The organism is Mesorhizobium silamurunense (assembly GCF_014843905.1).
GTDB lineage: Bacteria > Pseudomonadota > Alphaproteobacteria > Rhizobiales > Rhizobiaceae > Mesorhizobium > Mesorhizobium silamurunense.
In genome coordinates, this window is record NZ_LPVS01000088.1 from 1 (window position 1) to 17,054 (window position 17,054).

Below are 17,054 nucleotides of genomic sequence, written 5' to 3' on the forward strand. Positions count from 1 at the left end.
ACTCGGCCGAGACCTTTGCCTTGTCGTGGCCATAGGGCAAAAGGTGCTCGTACGGGATGCCGATCTTGGCGCCGATCTCCTGGATCGGTTTCTTCTTGGCTGCTCGAGCTATTTCAATATCGGTCTTGAATTCGGCCATGGGTATTGCCTCGAAGATTGGGTTGTCGGGAATGTATGCTGCGGTGCTAGAACTGAGGCCTCGGCAGGTTGCTGGCGAGATAGGCTGAGGTCAGCGTGTTGGCCATCAACAACGCGATCGTCATCGGGCCTACGCCGCCGGGTACGGGTGTTATCGCGCCGGCGTGGTCCGCCGCCTCTGCGTAGGCGACGTCGCCTACCAGGCGGTTCTTGCCATTGCCCTTCTCCGGCGCGGCGATGCGGTTGATGCCCACGTCGATCACAGTGGTGCCTGGCTTCACCCACTCACCCCTGATCATTTCCGGCCGGCCCACCGCCGCCACGAGGATGTCAGCGCCACGACAAAGCTCGGGCAGATTCTTCGTCCGGCTATGGGCAACGGTGACGGTGGCGTTCGCGGCAAGCAGAAGGTTGGCCATCGGCTTGCCAACGATGTTAGAGCGGCCGACGACGACTGCATTGAGACCGGAAAGATCCTTGCCATGCACGCGCTCGATCAGCAGCATCGAGCCGGCAGGCGTGCAGGGTACGAAAGCCGTTTCGAGCTCACCGGTGCCAAGCTTGCCGACATTGACAAAGTGGAAGCCGTCGACGTCCTTCTCCGGCGCAATCGCCTGGATGACCTTGCCCGCATCGATGTGATTTGGAAGTGGCAACTGCACCAGAATGCCATGGATCGTACGATCACGATTCAAGATATCGATAAGATCGATAAGGTAGGCTTCGCTGGTATCGGCGGGCAACGTATGTTGCAGCGAATTGAAACCGCATTCCTTCGCCGTACGCGACTTCGCGGCCACATAAACCTGGCTTGCCGGATCCTCCCCGACGATGATGACCGCAAGACCAGGCGTTACATTCTTGGAAGCAGCCAGGTCGCTGCTCGCGCTTGTGACCTTTGCGATCACATCGGCGGCAACCGCCTTGCCGTCGATCACTTCAGCCATTGCCTTTCTCCGCTCCTGAGAAGAATACGGCGTCGCTTTGCCGTCGAACTTCGAAAATCAAGTTGCAAAACCTTGCAATTATTTGGACTAAAAGTCAACTACCAGGAAAAAAAAATTCATATAAAGAAAAAGATTTGACCTCGTCTGGCTCAATCAGTTGGCGGGCAGCTACGCCAGGCCTTTCACGGATCCAAAAAGAAGCCACCGCCCGGCCTTGCAGGCGGTGACCAAGCAACCGCGGTTCAACGCGGCCGGGAGGAGGGAACGTTTCCCGGTTCAAAGATGGTCAGGCTGTCGCCGATCACAGTACGAAGATCCGGTTGGCGATCAGCACCACGATCACGCCAGCCACCAGCGTCGCGTAGGGCAAGAGTCCGGCCTTCTTGGCTCTGAGATCGGTGGATTTCATGCCGAGATCGTCCAGCATGTGATCGGGGAACTTGCCGCCGTCTTGAATGTAGTGCCGGAAGCAGAATACCGGGAGGATCAGTGCCGCGGTTATCAGGCCGGCCCACAGCGCCATCGGATTCCAAACCTTGGCACCGGCACCCATGAAGATGGCGTTGACATAGGCGAATATCGCCCCGATCCCCAGCAGCCAGGTCGGCGCCTTCCAGGGCCGCTCGATATGGCCGTTGTCGATCCGGTGGATCCAGCCGGCGTTGAGGTTGAGGAAGTTGAAGATGATATAGCCGCAGTTCGACACCGCGAGGATGAAGAAGAAGCTGGTCGCGTCGGCCGAGGCGATGGCCAGCACGATCAGGTTGAAGCAAAGGTCGGTCCACATCGCCCGGGTAGGCGCGCCGTGCTCGTTGACGTGGCTCAGATAGCGCGGCAGCCAGCCATCGACGGAGCCCTGGTAGAGCGTGCGTGAGGAGCCGGCCATTGCCGTCATGATGCAGAGCACCAGCGCCAGGATCATCAGCATCACCAGCAGGCTGTGGATCAGATTGCCGCCGCCGACCATGCCGGCCAACGCGTCGGCGACGCCCGAGCCATCCACGATTGGTGTTGCCAGCATGCCGTTGAGGCCAAGCACGCCCTGGAAGGTGAAGGGCACCAGAATGAACAAAAGCATGCAGAGCAGGCCAGAATAGAAGATCGCCTTGAAGGTGTCGGTGCCGGGGTTCTTAAACTCCGACGTGTAGCAGACGGCGGTCTCGAAGCCATAAGTCGACCATGCCGCGATGAACATGCCGCCGAGCGCCAGCGTCCATCCGGCGATGTTCCATGAGCCTGGGTCGGGCGCGTAGGCGGTGGCCAGCGGGACCAGAGGCGAGAAATTCGCCCAGTCGATCTGGCCGGTGAAGATCGGCACGACGCCGACGATCAGCATCGGGATGATGACGAGCAGGCCGATATACTTCTGCACGCTGGCGGTGCCCAGGATGCCGCGATGCTGGATGGCGAAGATGATCAGCATCAGCAACGCGCCGATGAAGAAGGTCGCGTTCAGTGAGAAACTGACAGGCCCAAGCGTGTGGCTGAAGAGCGACCAGTTGCGGATAGCAGGCGTTGCGGCGGCCGTCACCGCTGCGATAGCGTCGGCCGCACTCGTGCCGGCGTGCGTCCCGATGTAGGCGACCACCTGCGGAGAAGTCTCTGTGAAGACCGGAATCGGCGCCAGCGCATTGAGGATGTAGGCGGCGGCGATGGAACAGCCGAGCGACAGAACCGGCGACCAGGCGAACCAGTTGCACCACACCGACAATGGCGCGATGAACTTCGAATAACGCAGCCAGGCGGTTGCGCCATAGACCGAAGCGCCGCCAGATTTGTTGGGAAAAAGACCGGCGATTTCAGCGTATGTGAACGACTGCAGGAAACCCATGATCATGGACACGGTCCAGATCAGGAAGGCCAGCTTGCCAGTCGTTCCAGCAATGCCGCCGATCGAGAACAGAACGAGGGCGGGGACGCCGCTTGCCACCCAGAAGGCGCCTCGCCAGTCAATGCTTCTATGCAACTGCCCCGCGGTTCCCTCCGCGTAAGTGTCCGATAAAGCGCTCATGGCTTTTTCATCCCATTGTTTGAGGTTGAGTGTTCCTGCGATCCGGCTTCCCTTTGCCGGTTATTTTGTTTCCTACCAGGCTTGTTTTTTTCACTTCAATAAAGATTGTTAACGATCCTCGATGTCGTCAAGCGCTTCCTACCCCTTTCCCAAGATCGTTGACCAGCGTCAGTGCGACACGGCGGAATGCCTGGCGCATCTTGTCTACCTGCGGGCCTGAAAGCCGCATTTCGGCGATGGCACGATCCATGAGAGCCAGCCAGTCCTCGGCGTCGCCCGCCGAGATCGGCACATGCGCGTGCATGAGACGGACGTCCATGTGCCCGTGCTTTTCCAGATAGTGACGACGCCCGCCGAGAAAGCCGCACAGAAAGTTGAACTGTTCCTCGCGGGCATGGTCGACGCCGTGTCCGCGAAAATGCAGTCGCAGCAACGGCTCTCCGCGAGGATCGGCCTCGATCAGGTCGTAGAAGCAGTCGACCAGACCGCGCAAAACCGTTTCGCCGCCGATCTGCGCAAGAAGAGTTTCCTTGGCTACTATTGGTTCCATATGCGTCAGGACTGCGGACGGGTTTTCTTGGGATCATAGTGCGATAGCGGGACGATCGTGGCCGGCAGCCGCTTCTGGTGGCCGTCGAGCTTGCCGATCTCGACCTGCGTGCCGACATCGGCATGGGCCACGTCGATGCGCGCCAACGCAATATTCTTGCCGAGGATCGGCGAACGCGTTGACGATGTGACCTCGCCGATCTGCGCGCGCCCGAGATGGATGCAGTCGCCATGGCCGACCGCGACGGCTCCTTCGATGTCAAGCCCGACCATCTTGCGCGATGGATGCTCCTTGCGCCGGATCAGCGCGTCGCGCCCGATGAAATCGTCGGCCTTGGACTTGAGCGGCACGGTGAAGCCGATGCCCGCCTCGAACGGATCGGTCTGATCAGAGAAGTCATAGCCGGCGAAGATCAATCCGGCCTCGATACGAACCATGTCGAGGGCGGCCAGGCCCATGGGCGTCAATCCGTGTGCCGGCCCCTCGGCCCAGATCGCGTCGAAGACCTCGCCCGCGTGCTTGGGGTGGCACCAGACCTCGTAGCCCAACTCGCCCGTGTAGCCGGTACGCGACAGCACGACAGGTAGGCCCTGGTCATCACCGATGCGGCCAACGGTGAAACGGAACCAGCCGAGTTCGGCGATCGATGGCTGATGCGGCGGCGTCCAGATTACCTTCTTCAGTAGCTCGCGGCTCTCCGGCCCTTGCACGGCAATGTTGTGCAATTGGTCGGTGGAACTGCGGACCAAGACGTTGAGGCCGAGCTTTTCCGCCTGTTCGCGCAGCCATATGCCCGAATACTCGTCGCCGCCGACCCACCGGAAATTGTCCTGACCGAGACGGAACAACGTGCCGTCGTCAATCATTCCGCCATGCTCGTAGCACATGGCGGTATAAACGATCTGGCCGACCGCCAGCTTCTTCACGTCGCGCGTCAGCGTGTACTGGAGCAGCGCTTCCGAGTCCGGTCCCGTCACCTCGAACTTGCGCAGGGCGGAAAGGTCCATCAGCACCGACTTCTGCCGGCAAGCCCAGTACTCGTCGATCGGCCCGGCTTCTGCGTAGCTGTTGGCCAGCCAGTAGCCGCGATACTCCACGAAGTTGCGGGTCAGCTTGGACAGGCGGTCGTGAAACCCAGTTTCCTTGGTCATCTTTGGCTCCGAATCGGGAGTGGCGCGGATCGCCACGGCGCGTTGGAATTTCTCGGCTCCTGAATAGGTGCGCACATGGATGTCGGTCGGATTCCAGCCATTGGCCGCCGTCGTGTCGTCAGGGCAGGCGGAGTTGACGCAGACGAGGTCGGTCAGCGCCCGCAAGAGCACGTAGTCGCCCGGCCGCGACCACGGCTCGTCGGCATACATGACGCCATGCGCGTCGACCCCGGTATTGAAGAAGAAGTTGGCCGCCATCCAGCCGCCGCGCGGACCGACGCCGTATGAGCCGAGCGCCTTGTTGAAGTTTTCCGTGCAGTTGATGTGGCCGGGATAGCCGATGTCGTCATAATATTTCGCATAGCACGCCAGCGAGAAGGCGTCGTGGCGACCGCAAGTGTCCTGCACGACCTCGACCAGCGGCAAGAAGTCCTGATCATAGTACTTCGAATGCAGGCCGGGCAACGGATAGGCATGCCCCATCGCGCTGCGCGTGGCGGTGACGTCGAGCGCATGCTCCTTTCCATTGTCCAATTTGCGCGCCGAGAAGCACTGGAAATCGGTGCATTGGCGTCCGTCGACATCGATGATCTGAATGTAGTCCCCGGCTTTGACGAAATAGGCCTCTGCCGTCGACGAGTGCACGCGAAGATCGAGAACCGGATCGGCAAGCGGATCTGGCAAATCCCGGGAGGTCTCACGCAAGCGCACCGTCGCGCGCCGCACAAGGACGGTCAGCGGCGTCGCAGTCTTCTGGTCGTCCGGCGCCATGTCGGTTCCTGGCGCGGCGATGACGAGCCAGCCGCCGCGCTGGACGGTCAGCTCGACTTTGGTCTTCGGTGGCGTTGTCCCGTCGAAGAAGCGCACCCCGCCCGCCGCGGCGAGGTCGATACCACGGATCTCCAGCGCCTTGCGCAGCCGTTGCAGGCTGCCGTCCTGACTGGTCAGCAGCGCCTTCAAACCCGCAGCATCCGAGTTCGGACCATGGCCGACGATGCGGGCGTCAATGCTGCCCGACGCGTCGGCCACGACGACCTCGCAGCTTTGGCCGCCCTCATCATTCGTTACGGTGATGCTGTCGCCTGCCGCAATGTCGATCAACATCGCTCCGGCGCCGCCAACGATGTAGCGCTCGGTGCCGGCCGGCAAGGTCAATCCTGCGGGGCGGACGATGCGGCTCGCCTGCGGCGGTCCACCGCGGACGGGAGGGTAGATCGTGTTCAGCATCGTTACCTCCTCGCTGAGGCTGGGGCTCAGCTGCTTCGGCGGCTACGCCGTCATCGACAACCTGTGTTGGGGTACCTCGGTGCAGTTCAGTCCCAGCAGCGCCGGGTCCATCAGGTCGGCGTGCCCGTGCGCACGGGCGGCCAATCGGGTCTGATGCGGAGCGCATCCGTAGGCTTCGCGATAGACTTTGGAGAAGTGCGATGGCGAGATGAAACCGCAAGCCACCGCAACTTCCACGACCGGCAAGTTTGTGCTCACAAGAAGCAGCTGGGCACGCTCCAGACGCAGTTCCATGTAGTATCGGTTCGGTGAGCGCCCCAACTCTCTGTCGAAAAGCCTTTCGATCTGCCGGCGCGATATTCCGCTTAACGCCACAAGATCGTCGACCGGCATAGGATCATCCAAGCTTGCCTCCATCAGGCCGATGACCTTCATCACTGCCTTGTGGTTGAGCTTGACACGAGAATGGAGGGGCAGGCGCTGTCGCTCCCCGGCTGAACGCATACGGTATGCAATGGCTTTTTCGCAGACGCGGTTGACGATGACTGAACCATGGTCACGTTCAACCAAGTTCAGGAACATGTCGAAAGGTGCATCCCCGCCCGAGCAGGTATGCAGATCTCCATCATGTTCAAAGGCCGTCTGGGTAGACTCTATCCCCGGAAACTGCTCGCAAAATAGCGGAAGCTGCTCCCAGTGAACGGCGCACCGGCGCCCGTCGGCCAACCCAGCCCGCGCGACAACGAGGGTGCCACTGCCGATGCAAACGAGGGGGATGCGGCGCATGCGGCATTCCCTTAGCCAGGCATCGAGTTGCCTGTTTTGGCGCGGGATGGCGCTGCCGCCGCAAATCACCGCGGCCGACGTCAAATTTGATTTTTGGGTTCTCTCGCGTTCATCTCTCAACGTGGAGTCGATGCCGACCGTCATTCGGCAACTCGACATCACGGGTTGCCCGTCTTCAGATATGACTCGCCAGCTGTAGACGTTTTCCCCGATTGCTTCGTTGGCTAACCGCAGTACTTCCACCGCGCAAGAGAACGCCTGAAGCGAGAAGCCAGGCAAGAGGTAGAAACTAAACGACCTATGCGCGGTCTGTGCAGTCGGCATCCTGGCTCCTCCTCATTTTTGCCCTGCTCAGCGTACGGCTGAACAAGGCCAGTCTCGTCATCTGCCCGGAACTGTTCTGAACGCGGCAAGGGGGAGTGAACGGTCCGTAGGGCTCCCGGAAAAGTCGCTGGGCAACGCAAGCTCAGTTGCGCAGATAACTCTGCATCGTATCGTCCAGCGCATCTTTCCACGGCGTGTGATGCTGCGGCGCCATGGTACCGGTCATAACCGATTTGTAGCTGTTGTCGCGGAAGCCCATGATGTCCTTGATCTTGTGCTTCTTCCATTGGAAGAAAGCCTCGTCGGCGCCGTCCACGTCGAAGCTTGGATAGTCGGTCTCGGCGATCAGCTCCTTGATATAGCTGCCCTGGTAGCGGATCGCGTCATAGCTGTCGTCTCCTGCATCCTCGGCCGCCACCCGCTTTTCCACGTCGGCGATCAGCTCGTTCTTGGACGCAGGCAGCTTAATCCTGCCGAGGACAACATCGCGCGCCCACCAAGCCTGCGCATCGAACATGTTGAAGGTATACCACTGGTCCTGCATGCCGAGATAAAACAGCGCCGGATTGTGGACGTAGACGACGCCCTTGTAGAGGTCAGCCGTGGCCAACCTGTTCGCTGTGCGAAGCCGCAAGTCGTCGGACATGAACGGGAAATGGTGCTTGTAGCCGGTGCAGAGGATGATCGCGTTGACGGTCGCCGTCGAGCCATCCTTGAAGGTTGCGACGTTACCCTCGACCTTGGTCAGCAGAGGCACCTCTTTCCAGTTGGCCGGCCATTTGAAGCCCATGGCCTCCGTGCGGTGGCTGACCGTGACCGACTTGCAACCGTACTTCCAGCACTGAGAACCGATATCCTCGGCCGAGTAGCTGGTTCCGATGATCAGTATGTCCTGACCGACAAATTCTCGTGCGTCGCGGAAGTCGTGAGCATGGAGGATACGGCCATTGAATGTCTCGAATCCGGGGAATTCCGGAACGTTTGGGGTCGAGAAATGGCCCGACGCGACGATCACGTGGTCGAACTCTTCCGAGTAGGATCGGTCATTGGGAAGATCGTGCACACGCACGGTGAACTTGCGGGTCTCAGCGCTCCAGGTCACATGCCTGACAACGGTTGAAAAACGGATCCACGGGCGGACGCCGGCCTTCTTCACGCGACCTTCGATGTAATCAAACAACACGGCCCGGGGCGGATAGGAGGCAATCTGCTTGCCGAAGTGCTCCTCGAAGGAATAGTCCGCGAATTCGAGACCCTCCTTGGGGCCGTTGGACCATAGGTAGCGATACATCGAGCCATGCACCGGCTCGCCAAATTCGTCCAGGCCCGTGCGCCATGTGTAATTCCACAACCCTCCCCAGTTCCTTTGCTTTTCAAAGCAGACGATTTCGGGGATCTCCGCGCCTTTCTGCGCCGCGGACGCAAAGGCGCGCAGCTGAGCCAAGCCGGACGGACCGGCACCGATGACGGCAATCCGTTTCTTCATCATGATTCTCCCATTTGGTCTGAACCGGTTTGTGATAGATTGGTTCTTTTGGTTCAAACCAGTTATGATCGAAACGGCAAACATGTCAACTAATATTCATGGAAGGAAAATCAATTTGCGCCAGAATCGGCCTCGCTTTATGAACGGTCGGTAAGGAGCCGCCATGAACGCCACCAGCCTAGTGCAACGACTTGCAGTGAACGCCCAGGTCAAACGGCTGGGAGTCGGTGCACAACGTGTGGTCAAAGTAGGCTTTCTAGGGCCGCTCAGCGGGCCTGTCCGCTCTTGGGGGCTGCCGGGATTGAACGGCTGCCGCATCTGGGTGGACTGGATTAATCGCACGGGCGGAATGCTCATCGGAGGGACGCGGCACAACGTCCAACTATTGGCCGAGGACTGCGGCTATATTCCCGATCGGGCGGCGGAAGGGGCTCGGCGCCTCGTGCAGGATCACGGGGTAGGGCTGCTGATGATGCACGGAGGCGACACGTTCCGTCCGATCCAGGACTATCTCATGTCGCGCAAGATCCTGACCTCGACGCTGCTGCCGAGCGATCTTTCGCCCGACACACCGTACCTGATCGCGCCGAGCGAGATCCATCCCCTCTACAACGTCACGGCAGTCGAATGGCTTGCACGCAACCGCCCCGACCTGCGCCGCGTGGCGATGTGCAGCCAGACGGATGCGCTAGGCCTGCCTTCGCTGGCTACCTATCGGGCTGCCTTTGCAGCCGAGGGGATCGCGTCGGTGGGCGAGATCCGCTACGCGCCGGAGGCTACGAACGCCGACGAAATACTGCGCGCAATGCTGGCCGGCAGTCCCGACATTTTGTGTTGGTGCACGAGCTATGAGCCAATGGTTCACGCGCTGACTGAGGCTGCTTTCCGGTCGGGATTTCGGGGCCAGATCATTTCATGTACTGCCGACTATTATCGGCGGCTGGTCGACCGGACATCGATCGATTTCATGGAGGGCTTTTTGTTCCAGTTCCCGGACTTCGACGATCCAGAGCTCCGCGACAAGGCCTTCTTCTTCAATCGCCCGGCCGAGTTCTTCGCGGAGTACAATCGGCGTTTCCCGGACAGCTGGAGCGCGGTTTCCTGGGAATACGTTGCCACGCTCGACCTTTGGCATGCGGCGGTCGAGAAAGCTGGAACGGCAGCGCCTGTCTCCGTTCTCGCAGCGATGAAGCATGGCGGGCTCGGCGAACATGCGTTCGGAATGGCGAAATGGGCGGGCTCGGAACTGTTCGGGAATGACAACGCTCTGATCGGCGACTGGCCCGTCGTACGCATTACGAATGGCCACGCGCGTATCGTAGCCTTTGGGTCAGTCCCGACTTGGCTGCAGAGGCACGGCGCCCGGTTGCGCGACGAAATGCGCGCGCTTGGGCTGATGTGGGACCAGCGCCATTCCAGTGTGTCCGGAGAGCTGCGCATCGCCGCCGGATCGGACTGACCGAGGCTCAATCTTCTTGTAGAAGCAGCTTTTGCTCCTCAATCAGCAGCAGCTTGGTGAATTCGACCGCACTCTCGATATCCCGGGCGATGATCGCGTTGAGCAGCGTGTTGTAACGGCGCTGGTAGTCCTGTATTCGCCTGGGTGTCAGATGCCGCCGGTTGAGGGCGGCGCGGAAGCTCTGGCGGCGAGCCTGGATCAACAGATCGTAGCATGATGTCAGCAGCGGATTTCCCGCGCCGCGGGCTACCTGACGGTGGAATTCTTCCTCGAGCCGGGCGAATTCCGCCGCGTCGGTTTGAACCCCTTCCATGGCGGACAACGTCTCGCTCAGTCCTTCAATGGCACGCGGCGACATGTTGATGATGGCGAGCCTCATCATGTCGGGTTCGATTATTCCGCGCATCACCAAGAGGTCGAGCGGGCTCGTCTCGGCAGCAACACCTCCGGTTGCGTCATCCGGGGCTGCCTGACCCTTCACGAAGCTCCCGCTCCCGGCACGCCGGCGTATGAAGCCATGTTTCTCAAGTATGTCCAGCGCTTCGCGAACCGTGTTCCGGGCGACGCCAAGTTCACCGGCCAATGTTCGTTCCGAGGGCAGTCGTTCGTCGGTGGTGTATTGCTGAGAGGTTATTCGCGCCAGCAGCGTGTCCACCACGACACGAACCGTGGCAGTGATTGAATGATCCGCGATGAGTGCCAAGGCAGCCTCATGGTTCGATGACATCAACGATGTTCCTTTCGATATCCGAAAGTTCGCATCCATTTGCGATGGTTCTGGTTGGCCGCGCAAGCCGGAACCGATGACCGCGCCCTTTGGGCGTTCAGCTGATCCTGATCGCCAATTTGGCGTTTCGCGGTCTGTTTCGCGCACGTGCCTCGCTCTCGATTTCGGTTGGCCTTCGGCTCTTCCGTGCCGGGATTTCCGATCAGTCATTTTTGCTCTCAGGGAAAAAATTTTAACAGGAGTATTGATTTCGGGAACCAGTTCTCACAAACTGGTCCAATAATTGGTATAAAAAAGGGGAATGCAATGACCAATTCCTGGAGATTCTCCACGCTCGCCGATCGCCATCGTGCGCTCGGTTCGAAGCTTGAAGACTGGAGCGGTATGGGCACCGCCTGGCAGTATTCGGGCGACCCGGAGCGCGAATATCTGGCAATCCGCACCAAAGCCGGCCTAATGGACGTCTCCGGCTTGAAGAAGGTCCATTTGAACGGCCCCGCGGCGAGCCACATCATCGACCGCGCCACGACCCGCAATGCCGAGAAGATCATGCCCGGTCGTTCGGTATACGCGACCATGCTGAACGACGCCGGCAAGTTCATCGACGACTGCGTGATCTACCGGATGGGACCGAACAGCTGGATGGTCGTGCACGGCTCGGGCGGCGCCCACGAACAGCTCACCATGGCGGCTACCGGGCGCGACGTCGCCATCCGATTTGATGACAATCTCCACGACTTGTCGCTGCAGGGGCCGCTTGCCGTCGACTACCTGCAAAAGCACGTGGAAGGCATCCGGAACCTGAACTACTTCAGCCATATGCACACCTCGCTTTTCGGTCTGCCGGTGACGATCTCGCGCACTGGCTACACGGGCGAGCGCGGCTACGAGATTTTCTGCCGCGGCCAGGATGCTCCTGCGATCTGGGACCGGATCCTCGAAGAGGGCGCGGGTATGGGCATCATCCCCTGTCGGTTCACGACGCTCGATCTGCTGAGGGCCGAAAGCTATCTGCTGTTCTTCCCGTACGACAACTCGGAGAAGTATCCTTTTGAGAACGAGGGCCCCGGCGACACGCTGTGGGAGCTCGGACTTGACTTCACCGTCTCGCCTGGGAAGGTGGGCTTCCGCGGCGCCGAGGAGCACTATCGGCTGAAGGGCAAGGAGCGCTTCAAGATCTACGGCGTCAAGCTCGAGGGCACGACGCCGGCCGAGGAGGGCGCGCCTTTGCTCAAGGACGGCAAGAAAGTCGGCGTGGTGACGATCGGCATGTACTCCGGCCTCAACAAGCACAATATCGGCATTACCCGTATGCCGGTGGATTGCGCGGTCGACGGTGTTGAGATGACCGTTCAGAATTCGACCGGTGAAATCCGTTGCGTCGCCCATTCGATGCCATTCTTTGATGCGGAAAAGAAGCGTCGCACCGCCAAGGGATAGGTCGCTGTGGATTCAAGCCCGCAAATCAACCAAAACGGAGCCGAGGGTCAAAGTCAGTGTTAGAAGGCTCGATTCCAAGCCGCCCTGTCTATGGCGTGCTGGAGATACGGCCGGGGCGACTGCATTTGATGGTCGCCGACGCCGAAGGTGCGCAGGCGATCCTCGATTTGGCCGCCTCTGCGCCCTCCGATTTCTTCGCCGGGGCCCACATCATTTATCTCCCCAAGAAGTCTGGAGACAAGTTCGTCGCCAGGCTGGAGCGACTTGCCCCTGCCCAACTCTATGTTGGGCCGAGCTACGAGGCCGCGCTTCCACGGCTAAGGCGGGTCCTGGCAGGAGCGCACATGGGCCTGCAGGTCTATCTGGCGGGAACCGAAGGGCTAATGGGGCAGGCGATGTTCGAGGCTACGCAGGCCGGCATCCCGCATTCCGCGATCCAGACGGAGCACCGCGGCTCCACCGTGCGCCGCGTGCAGTGCGTGCATTGCAAGGGTATCACTGAAGATGTGACACACGATCCCTTCCGATGCGCCCATTGCGGGTTGCATCTGTTCGTGCGCGATCACTACTCGCGCCGCATTGCGGCCTTCCAGGGCGTGCGCATCGATGCGGAAGATCCCGGCAATATACCCGAATCCGTGGAGCGGTTCAGATGAGTGCAGGAGCCGCAAAAATACCTGTGACTGTGGCCGAGGTCACGCCAGTCAACGAGCTCGTCACCCGGTTCAGGTTCGTACGCCGTGACGGCGGTCCGATGCCAACTTTCTCGGGAGGTGCGCACACGGTCGTGGAGATGAACGACAAGGATCGCGTACGCCGTAATCCCTACTCGATCATGAGCGATCCCGCCGACCGGGAAGGCTATTCCATCTCGATCCGCCGCGACGACAATGGAAGAGGCGGTTCGTTGTTCATGCACCGGCAGGTGAGGCCGGGGATGGAAATGATCATCTCCAACCCAGTCAATCTTTTCGCGCTGGATTTGCGGGCGAGAAAGCACCTGTTGCTTGCCGGAGGCATCGGCATCACGCCGTTCCTCGCGCAGATCAAGCAACTCGCCGCCATGAATGGAAACTTCGAGCTGCACTACTCCGTGCGGACGGCATCCCTTGGCTCCTACGCGGGCGAGCTGGTGGCCAACTATCGCTCGCGCGTCCATCTCTACCATGACGACCGGAGCGAGCAGATTGACCTGCCGGCGCTGCTCGACGGGCAGCCGCTCGGCACCCATGTCTATGTCTGCGGGCCCAAAGGTATGATCGGCTGGGTGCGCAAGACCGCGACCGCGCTCGGATGGCCGCGAGAGGCGGTGCATCACGAAGAATTCCTTGCACCTGCCTCGGGCAAGCCCTTCGAGGTTATGCTGGCGCAGTCGAACAAGATGATCCAGGTCGGCGAACACCAAAGCCTGCTCGAAGCGATCGAAGCCGCCGGCGTGGAGGCGCCCTATCTGTGCCGCGGCGGAGCCTGCGGTCAGTGCGAGACCGACGTTTTGGAGTATGAGGGAACGTTCCTGCACAAGGACCATTGGCTGACGCCGACGCAATGCGCCAGCGGCACCAAGATCATGCCTTGCGTATCACGCTTCGAAGGCAAAACGTTGGTGTTGGATCGATAGCGAGGAGGACGCTGCGATGACTATCATCTTCAAGGAAGAAACCTTCCACGACGATTTCACCTTCCGCAACTCGCCGGAGGCGGTCAAGCGCTTCCCTTTCCCGTTCCCCGAGGACAGCTACATGTACTCAGTGAACCTGGAGCCGCACAAATCATACCGTCCAGGCAGCGTCTACGAGCGGACTTTCGACGTCGATGAGCACTACGTCTCGGAGATGCGCGACCGTGCCCGCGTCCTTGCCGAAGACCCGTTGCGCTGCCAGTCGCTGCCGCACATGACCTTGGCCGGCTGGGATCTGCTCGAGCTGATCATGACCTCGAAGGCAGAAGAGTATCCAGAGCTTTTCGAGCTGCGCCGCGACGGCGCCAAATGGCACTGGATCAACCGCCCGCTCGGCATCGAGCAGAAGTTCACCTTCCTCGATGAGACCACACTGCCCTATGGCCCGATGGAGTACATCACGCGGCAGACCCAGGGCGACTTTGCGGTACTTGACCAACGCGACGACAACCTGTGGATGGACGCCGGCATGGTGACGACACAGGCCGATTGGAGCCTTGATTTCGACATCGGCATGAACTTCTTCGAATGGCACGCCCCGGTGCCGAAAGCGCACGAGATGGGTATCTTCCAGCGCGCCTTGAAATTCCTCCTGAACGTGCAGCAGGGCTCGCCGGCGCGCCGTCTAAACTGGACGATGACCGTCAATCCCCTGCTCGATACAAGCCCCGAAAACTATCACAAATGGGGCGTGATGAAGAAAGACCTGACGCTGGAGAACATGGGGCAAATGATGCATTTGCGCGTCGAGCTTCAGACCTTCTTCCGTCTGCCTCGCTCGAATGCCCTGGTGTTTCCGATCCGCTGCTATCTCATCAAGCTAGACGAACTGGTGACGGTGCCGAAATGGGCCAGGCGCTTCCATCGTGTCATCCGCGACTTGCCGGCGGAACTGGCGACCTACAAGGGCTTCATCACCAATCGACCCAAGATCGTGGAATGGCTGTCGCGATATGACGACGGCGCTGCGACGTCGCCGGGCATTTGGCCGGACTGAGCAAGCCGTGTCCACTGGCGGCGCCAGCGGCATGGGAGTGATTGCCCGGTCGCGTGACGACCGCAGGCACCCAGGCTTCTGGTTGTCCCATGGCTGCTTAGAAATGGCCGGCCCTGTGGGGCGTCACGCTAGGCAGAGCCGGCTTCGGCCTCTCCGGGACGAAGACTTGCAGGACGTTGCTTCCGATCGGTGGCGTGCGCCGGCCTTCGCCATCACTTGAACGATGCGAGGCTACCGCTCAGCCAACTTTGTTCGCGCCGATGTCTGCGCGGCAACTTCCATCCATCGAGGCTGGCGGATTCCGACCTCGTCTCGCCGCATTGCCCAGGCGGAGCCGAAAACAAGCATCTGATTGACGGAGCAAGGCTCTCAATCACGAAGCCGACCGCCTTCCTCATCAATACGGCGCGCGGAGATGTGATCGACGAGACCGCCCTTATCCACGCGCTCGGCAAGGGGATGATTGCTGGAGCGGGGCTCGACGTCTACGCCGGAGCCGGCGCCGGCCGTAGCGCGTGCAAGGCATGCCTCGCGAAGGCCCCAATCTAACAGTGCGTCGACCTGACCGATTGTACTAGAAGGAAAATTAAATTCATGCTATGAATGGAGATCGTGGCGGATCTCGTCGATCTGGGATCAATGCCGAAAGGTGGTCGAAGCGGGAAAGTGGTCGGCCAGCGTAGGGGACTGCAAAGGGAGAAGGCGGAAAGTCAAAGGCCGGGAACGCGCATGAATGCCGCCGAGTCTAGGATCAGCGCCAATGTGTCGGGACTTAGGTGGAGTCAATGCCCGAAAAGAGCAGATTCAGGATCTTGATTGGAGAGCGCAATCCGCTCGTGGTCGCTGCCCTTGGGGATATGATCTCGCGAGATGACCGCTTCGATCTCGTTGGTAGCGTCCAGGCCGGGGAGGCTTTTCTCCGGGCGGCGTCAGCCTCAACTCCTCAGTTCGACCTCGCCGTGCTCGGGTGGAAATTGTCGGATATGGACGCCGGCGGTGTCATGACAGAGATGCAGCGGCGCAGCCTGCATGCGCGCCTCGTGATCTTTTCCAATGATCACGACATCGCTATCCTCAAGCAGTGCGTGCGCCTTGGCGTTCAGGGGTTCTGCTATCAGTTCGACGACCCGGCGATCCTTTTCGACACCCTGGTCGCGGTCGCCCATGGCCGGATTTGCGTTCCCTACCTGGACGTCTCGAAAATCAACGACACGCCGATGTCGCGGCTGACGACACGGGAACGCGAACTGCTTTCGGTGCTGGCCGACGGCTGGACCAATCTGCAGATCGCGACCCGCACCGGTATTTCCGAGAATACAGTCAAATACCACCTCAGGAACCTCTACGACAAACTTGACGTCCGCAACCGGGCGATGGCTGTGGCGCTCTACGCCGGCGAGAAAAACCGAGGGCGCGTTTGAACTCACCGTGAGAGTTTTGCCATGGCCTGCATCGCTGCTCTTGGCAATCCTCCGTGAGGGACAGTCGTCACGGCCTGGTGGCTCGGTCTCACAGCTGTCCGGGTGGCTTTGAAGCAATCCGTGACAGCTTGGCCCTCTCCAAGGAAAGTCCGGGTACTGCGGTTCGTCCGTTCATGTCAGGGATAAGCGGGAAGGGCGACAGGGACTACCCGCGCAGCGAATAGGGGCATCGCAAGCCTTGCTGCGTCAGCGTAAAGCATCCGTTCCGAGGCGCGAACCAGATCCCTGCCGATGATCGCTTCCAGAACACCTTGTGTTCTGAGCGGCATCAGATCGGTGCAGTCGCTCATTCTGACGAAAACGCTGCTGATCGGTATGGCAACGCCGTGGATCGGAACGAGTGGCTCTTCGTCTTTCTCGCCCCATTCCTCGAGCGCCTCGAGCGCTTCGTGAAAAGCGTTCTGGAGGGTGATCGGCGCATGCCCTTCAAAAAGATCTGGAAACACCTTGTGCATATCCATGTCCAAGTCCCTCCCGAGGTCCCCTATGAAACGCGCTGAGCTAGCGGGTTATGGAATATCAACCTCAGTCTAAATTATCTCGCTTCCTTTTTCCTATAAGGCAACATGTTTGCATAACAGTTAACTGGCGTCCAGCTCCAAAACGCGCTGGACCAATGTTGGCAAGATCGTGATTCATGCCTGGTTCGGCA

At 60.1% G+C, this 17,054-nt stretch carries 15 protein-coding genes and 1 pseudogene; 7 read left to right on the top strand and 9 right to left on the bottom strand.

Annotated features, from left to right (window positions below; translation table 11 throughout):
• From AU465_RS25390 to AU465_RS25420, 7 genes are all read right to left on the bottom strand, one after another.
• The coding region (locus tag AU465_RS25390) for a formate--tetrahydrofolate ligase (RefSeq protein WP_192254392.1) at nucleotides 1-139 on the bottom strand (139 nt) is incomplete at its 3' end.
• Nucleotides 140-185: 46 nt separating this feature from the next.
• Nucleotides 186-1,085, bottom strand: a complete 900-nt coding sequence (gene folD / locus AU465_RS25395; protein WP_192254393.1) for a bifunctional methylenetetrahydrofolate dehydrogenase/methenyltetrahydrofolate cyclohydrolase FolD — start codon at nucleotides 1,083-1,085, stop codon at nucleotides 186-188.
• A 301-nt stretch (nucleotides 1,086-1,386) separates the two neighbouring features.
• Complete coding sequence (locus AU465_RS25400; RefSeq protein WP_192254395.1) at nucleotides 1,387-3,096, bottom strand: trimethylamine N-oxide permease; 1,710 nt, start codon at nucleotides 3,094-3,096, stop codon at nucleotides 1,387-1,389.
• A gap of 127 nt (nucleotides 3,097-3,223) precedes the next feature.
• A complete protein-coding gene (locus AU465_RS25405) occupies nucleotides 3,224-3,646 on the bottom strand; it encodes a group II truncated hemoglobin (protein ID WP_192254397.1) in 423 nt (140 codons plus the stop codon).
• Between the two features lie 5 nt (nucleotides 3,647-3,651).
• Nucleotides 3,652-6,024 carry a trimethylamine N-oxide demethylase gene (locus AU465_RS25410; RefSeq protein ID WP_192254399.1) on the bottom strand — a complete coding sequence of 791 codons (2,373 nt, stop codon included), beginning with the start codon at nucleotides 6,022-6,024 and terminating at the stop codon, nucleotides 3,652-3,654.
• Between the two features lie 42 nt (nucleotides 6,025-6,066).
• On the bottom strand, nucleotides 6,067-7,134 hold the full coding sequence (locus AU465_RS25415) for a GlxA family transcriptional regulator (protein ID WP_192254401.1): 1,068 nt from the start codon (nucleotides 7,132-7,134) through the stop codon (nucleotides 6,067-6,069).
• A 142-nt stretch (nucleotides 7,135-7,276) separates the two neighbouring features.
• Complete coding sequence (locus AU465_RS25420) at nucleotides 7,277-8,620, bottom strand: trimethylamine monooxygenase (protein WP_192254676.1); 1,344 nt, start codon at nucleotides 8,618-8,620, stop codon at nucleotides 7,277-7,279.
• A 163-nt stretch (nucleotides 8,621-8,783) separates the two neighbouring features.
• Here AU465_RS25420 and AU465_RS25425 point away from each other — a divergent pair, with 163 nt between their 5' ends.
• Entirely contained in the window at nucleotides 8,784-10,079 is a 1,296-nt protein-coding gene (locus AU465_RS25425) for an ABC transporter substrate-binding protein (RefSeq protein WP_192254403.1), read from the top strand.
• A gap of 7 nt (nucleotides 10,080-10,086) precedes the next feature.
• On the opposite strand, the gene AU465_RS25430 is transcribed toward AU465_RS25425, so the two are convergent.
• Nucleotides 10,087-10,782 carry a FadR/GntR family transcriptional regulator gene (locus AU465_RS25430; RefSeq protein WP_210325246.1) on the bottom strand — a complete coding sequence of 232 codons (696 nt, stop codon included), beginning with the start codon at nucleotides 10,780-10,782 and terminating at the stop codon, nucleotides 10,087-10,089.
• 330 nt (nucleotides 10,783-11,112) lie between these two features.
• Between AU465_RS25430 and AU465_RS25435 the strand changes: the two genes are divergently transcribed.
• From AU465_RS25435 to AU465_RS25460, 6 genes and pseudogenes are all read left to right on the top strand, one after another.
• Nucleotides 11,113-12,246, top strand: a complete 1,134-nt coding sequence (locus AU465_RS25435) for an aminomethyl transferase family protein (RefSeq protein ID WP_192254680.1) — start codon at nucleotides 11,113-11,115, stop codon at nucleotides 12,244-12,246.
• 56 nt (nucleotides 12,247-12,302) lie between these two features.
• The gene (locus tag AU465_RS25440; RefSeq protein WP_192254405.1) at nucleotides 12,303-12,902 is read left to right on the top strand and encodes a dimethylamine monooxygenase subunit DmmA family protein; all 600 of its coding nucleotides are present in this window, start codon (nucleotides 12,303-12,305) and stop codon (nucleotides 12,900-12,902) included.
• On the top strand, nucleotides 12,899-13,864 hold the full coding sequence (locus AU465_RS25445; RefSeq protein WP_192254407.1) for a PDR/VanB family oxidoreductase: 966 nt from the start codon (nucleotides 12,899-12,901) through the stop codon (nucleotides 13,862-13,864). The genes AU465_RS25440 and AU465_RS25445 overlap by 4 nt, the downstream gene beginning before the upstream one ends.
• A gap of 16 nt (nucleotides 13,865-13,880) precedes the next feature.
• Nucleotides 13,881-14,921: a heme-dependent oxidative N-demethylase family protein gene (locus AU465_RS25450; protein ID WP_192254409.1), complete on the top strand. Its 1,041-nt coding sequence runs from the start codon at nucleotides 13,881-13,883 to the stop codon at nucleotides 14,919-14,921.
• Between the two features lie 291 nt (nucleotides 14,922-15,212).
• Nucleotides 15,213-15,410: pseudogene (locus AU465_RS25455) on the top strand (NAD(P)-dependent oxidoreductase); the annotation flags it as partial.
• 296 nt (nucleotides 15,411-15,706) lie between these two features.
• Nucleotides 15,707-16,342 carry a response regulator transcription factor gene (locus tag AU465_RS25460; RefSeq protein WP_192254411.1) on the top strand — a complete coding sequence of 212 codons (636 nt, stop codon included), beginning with the start codon at nucleotides 15,707-15,709 and terminating at the stop codon, nucleotides 16,340-16,342.
• A 176-nt stretch (nucleotides 16,343-16,518) separates the two neighbouring features.
• Here AU465_RS25460 and AU465_RS25465 read toward each other — a convergent pair whose 3' ends face one another.
• Nucleotides 16,519-16,863 carry a BRA0787 family protein gene (locus AU465_RS25465; RefSeq protein ID WP_192254413.1) on the bottom strand — a complete coding sequence of 115 codons (345 nt, stop codon included), beginning with the start codon at nucleotides 16,861-16,863 and terminating at the stop codon, nucleotides 16,519-16,521.
• Nucleotides 16,864-17,054 lie beyond the last annotated feature (191 nt).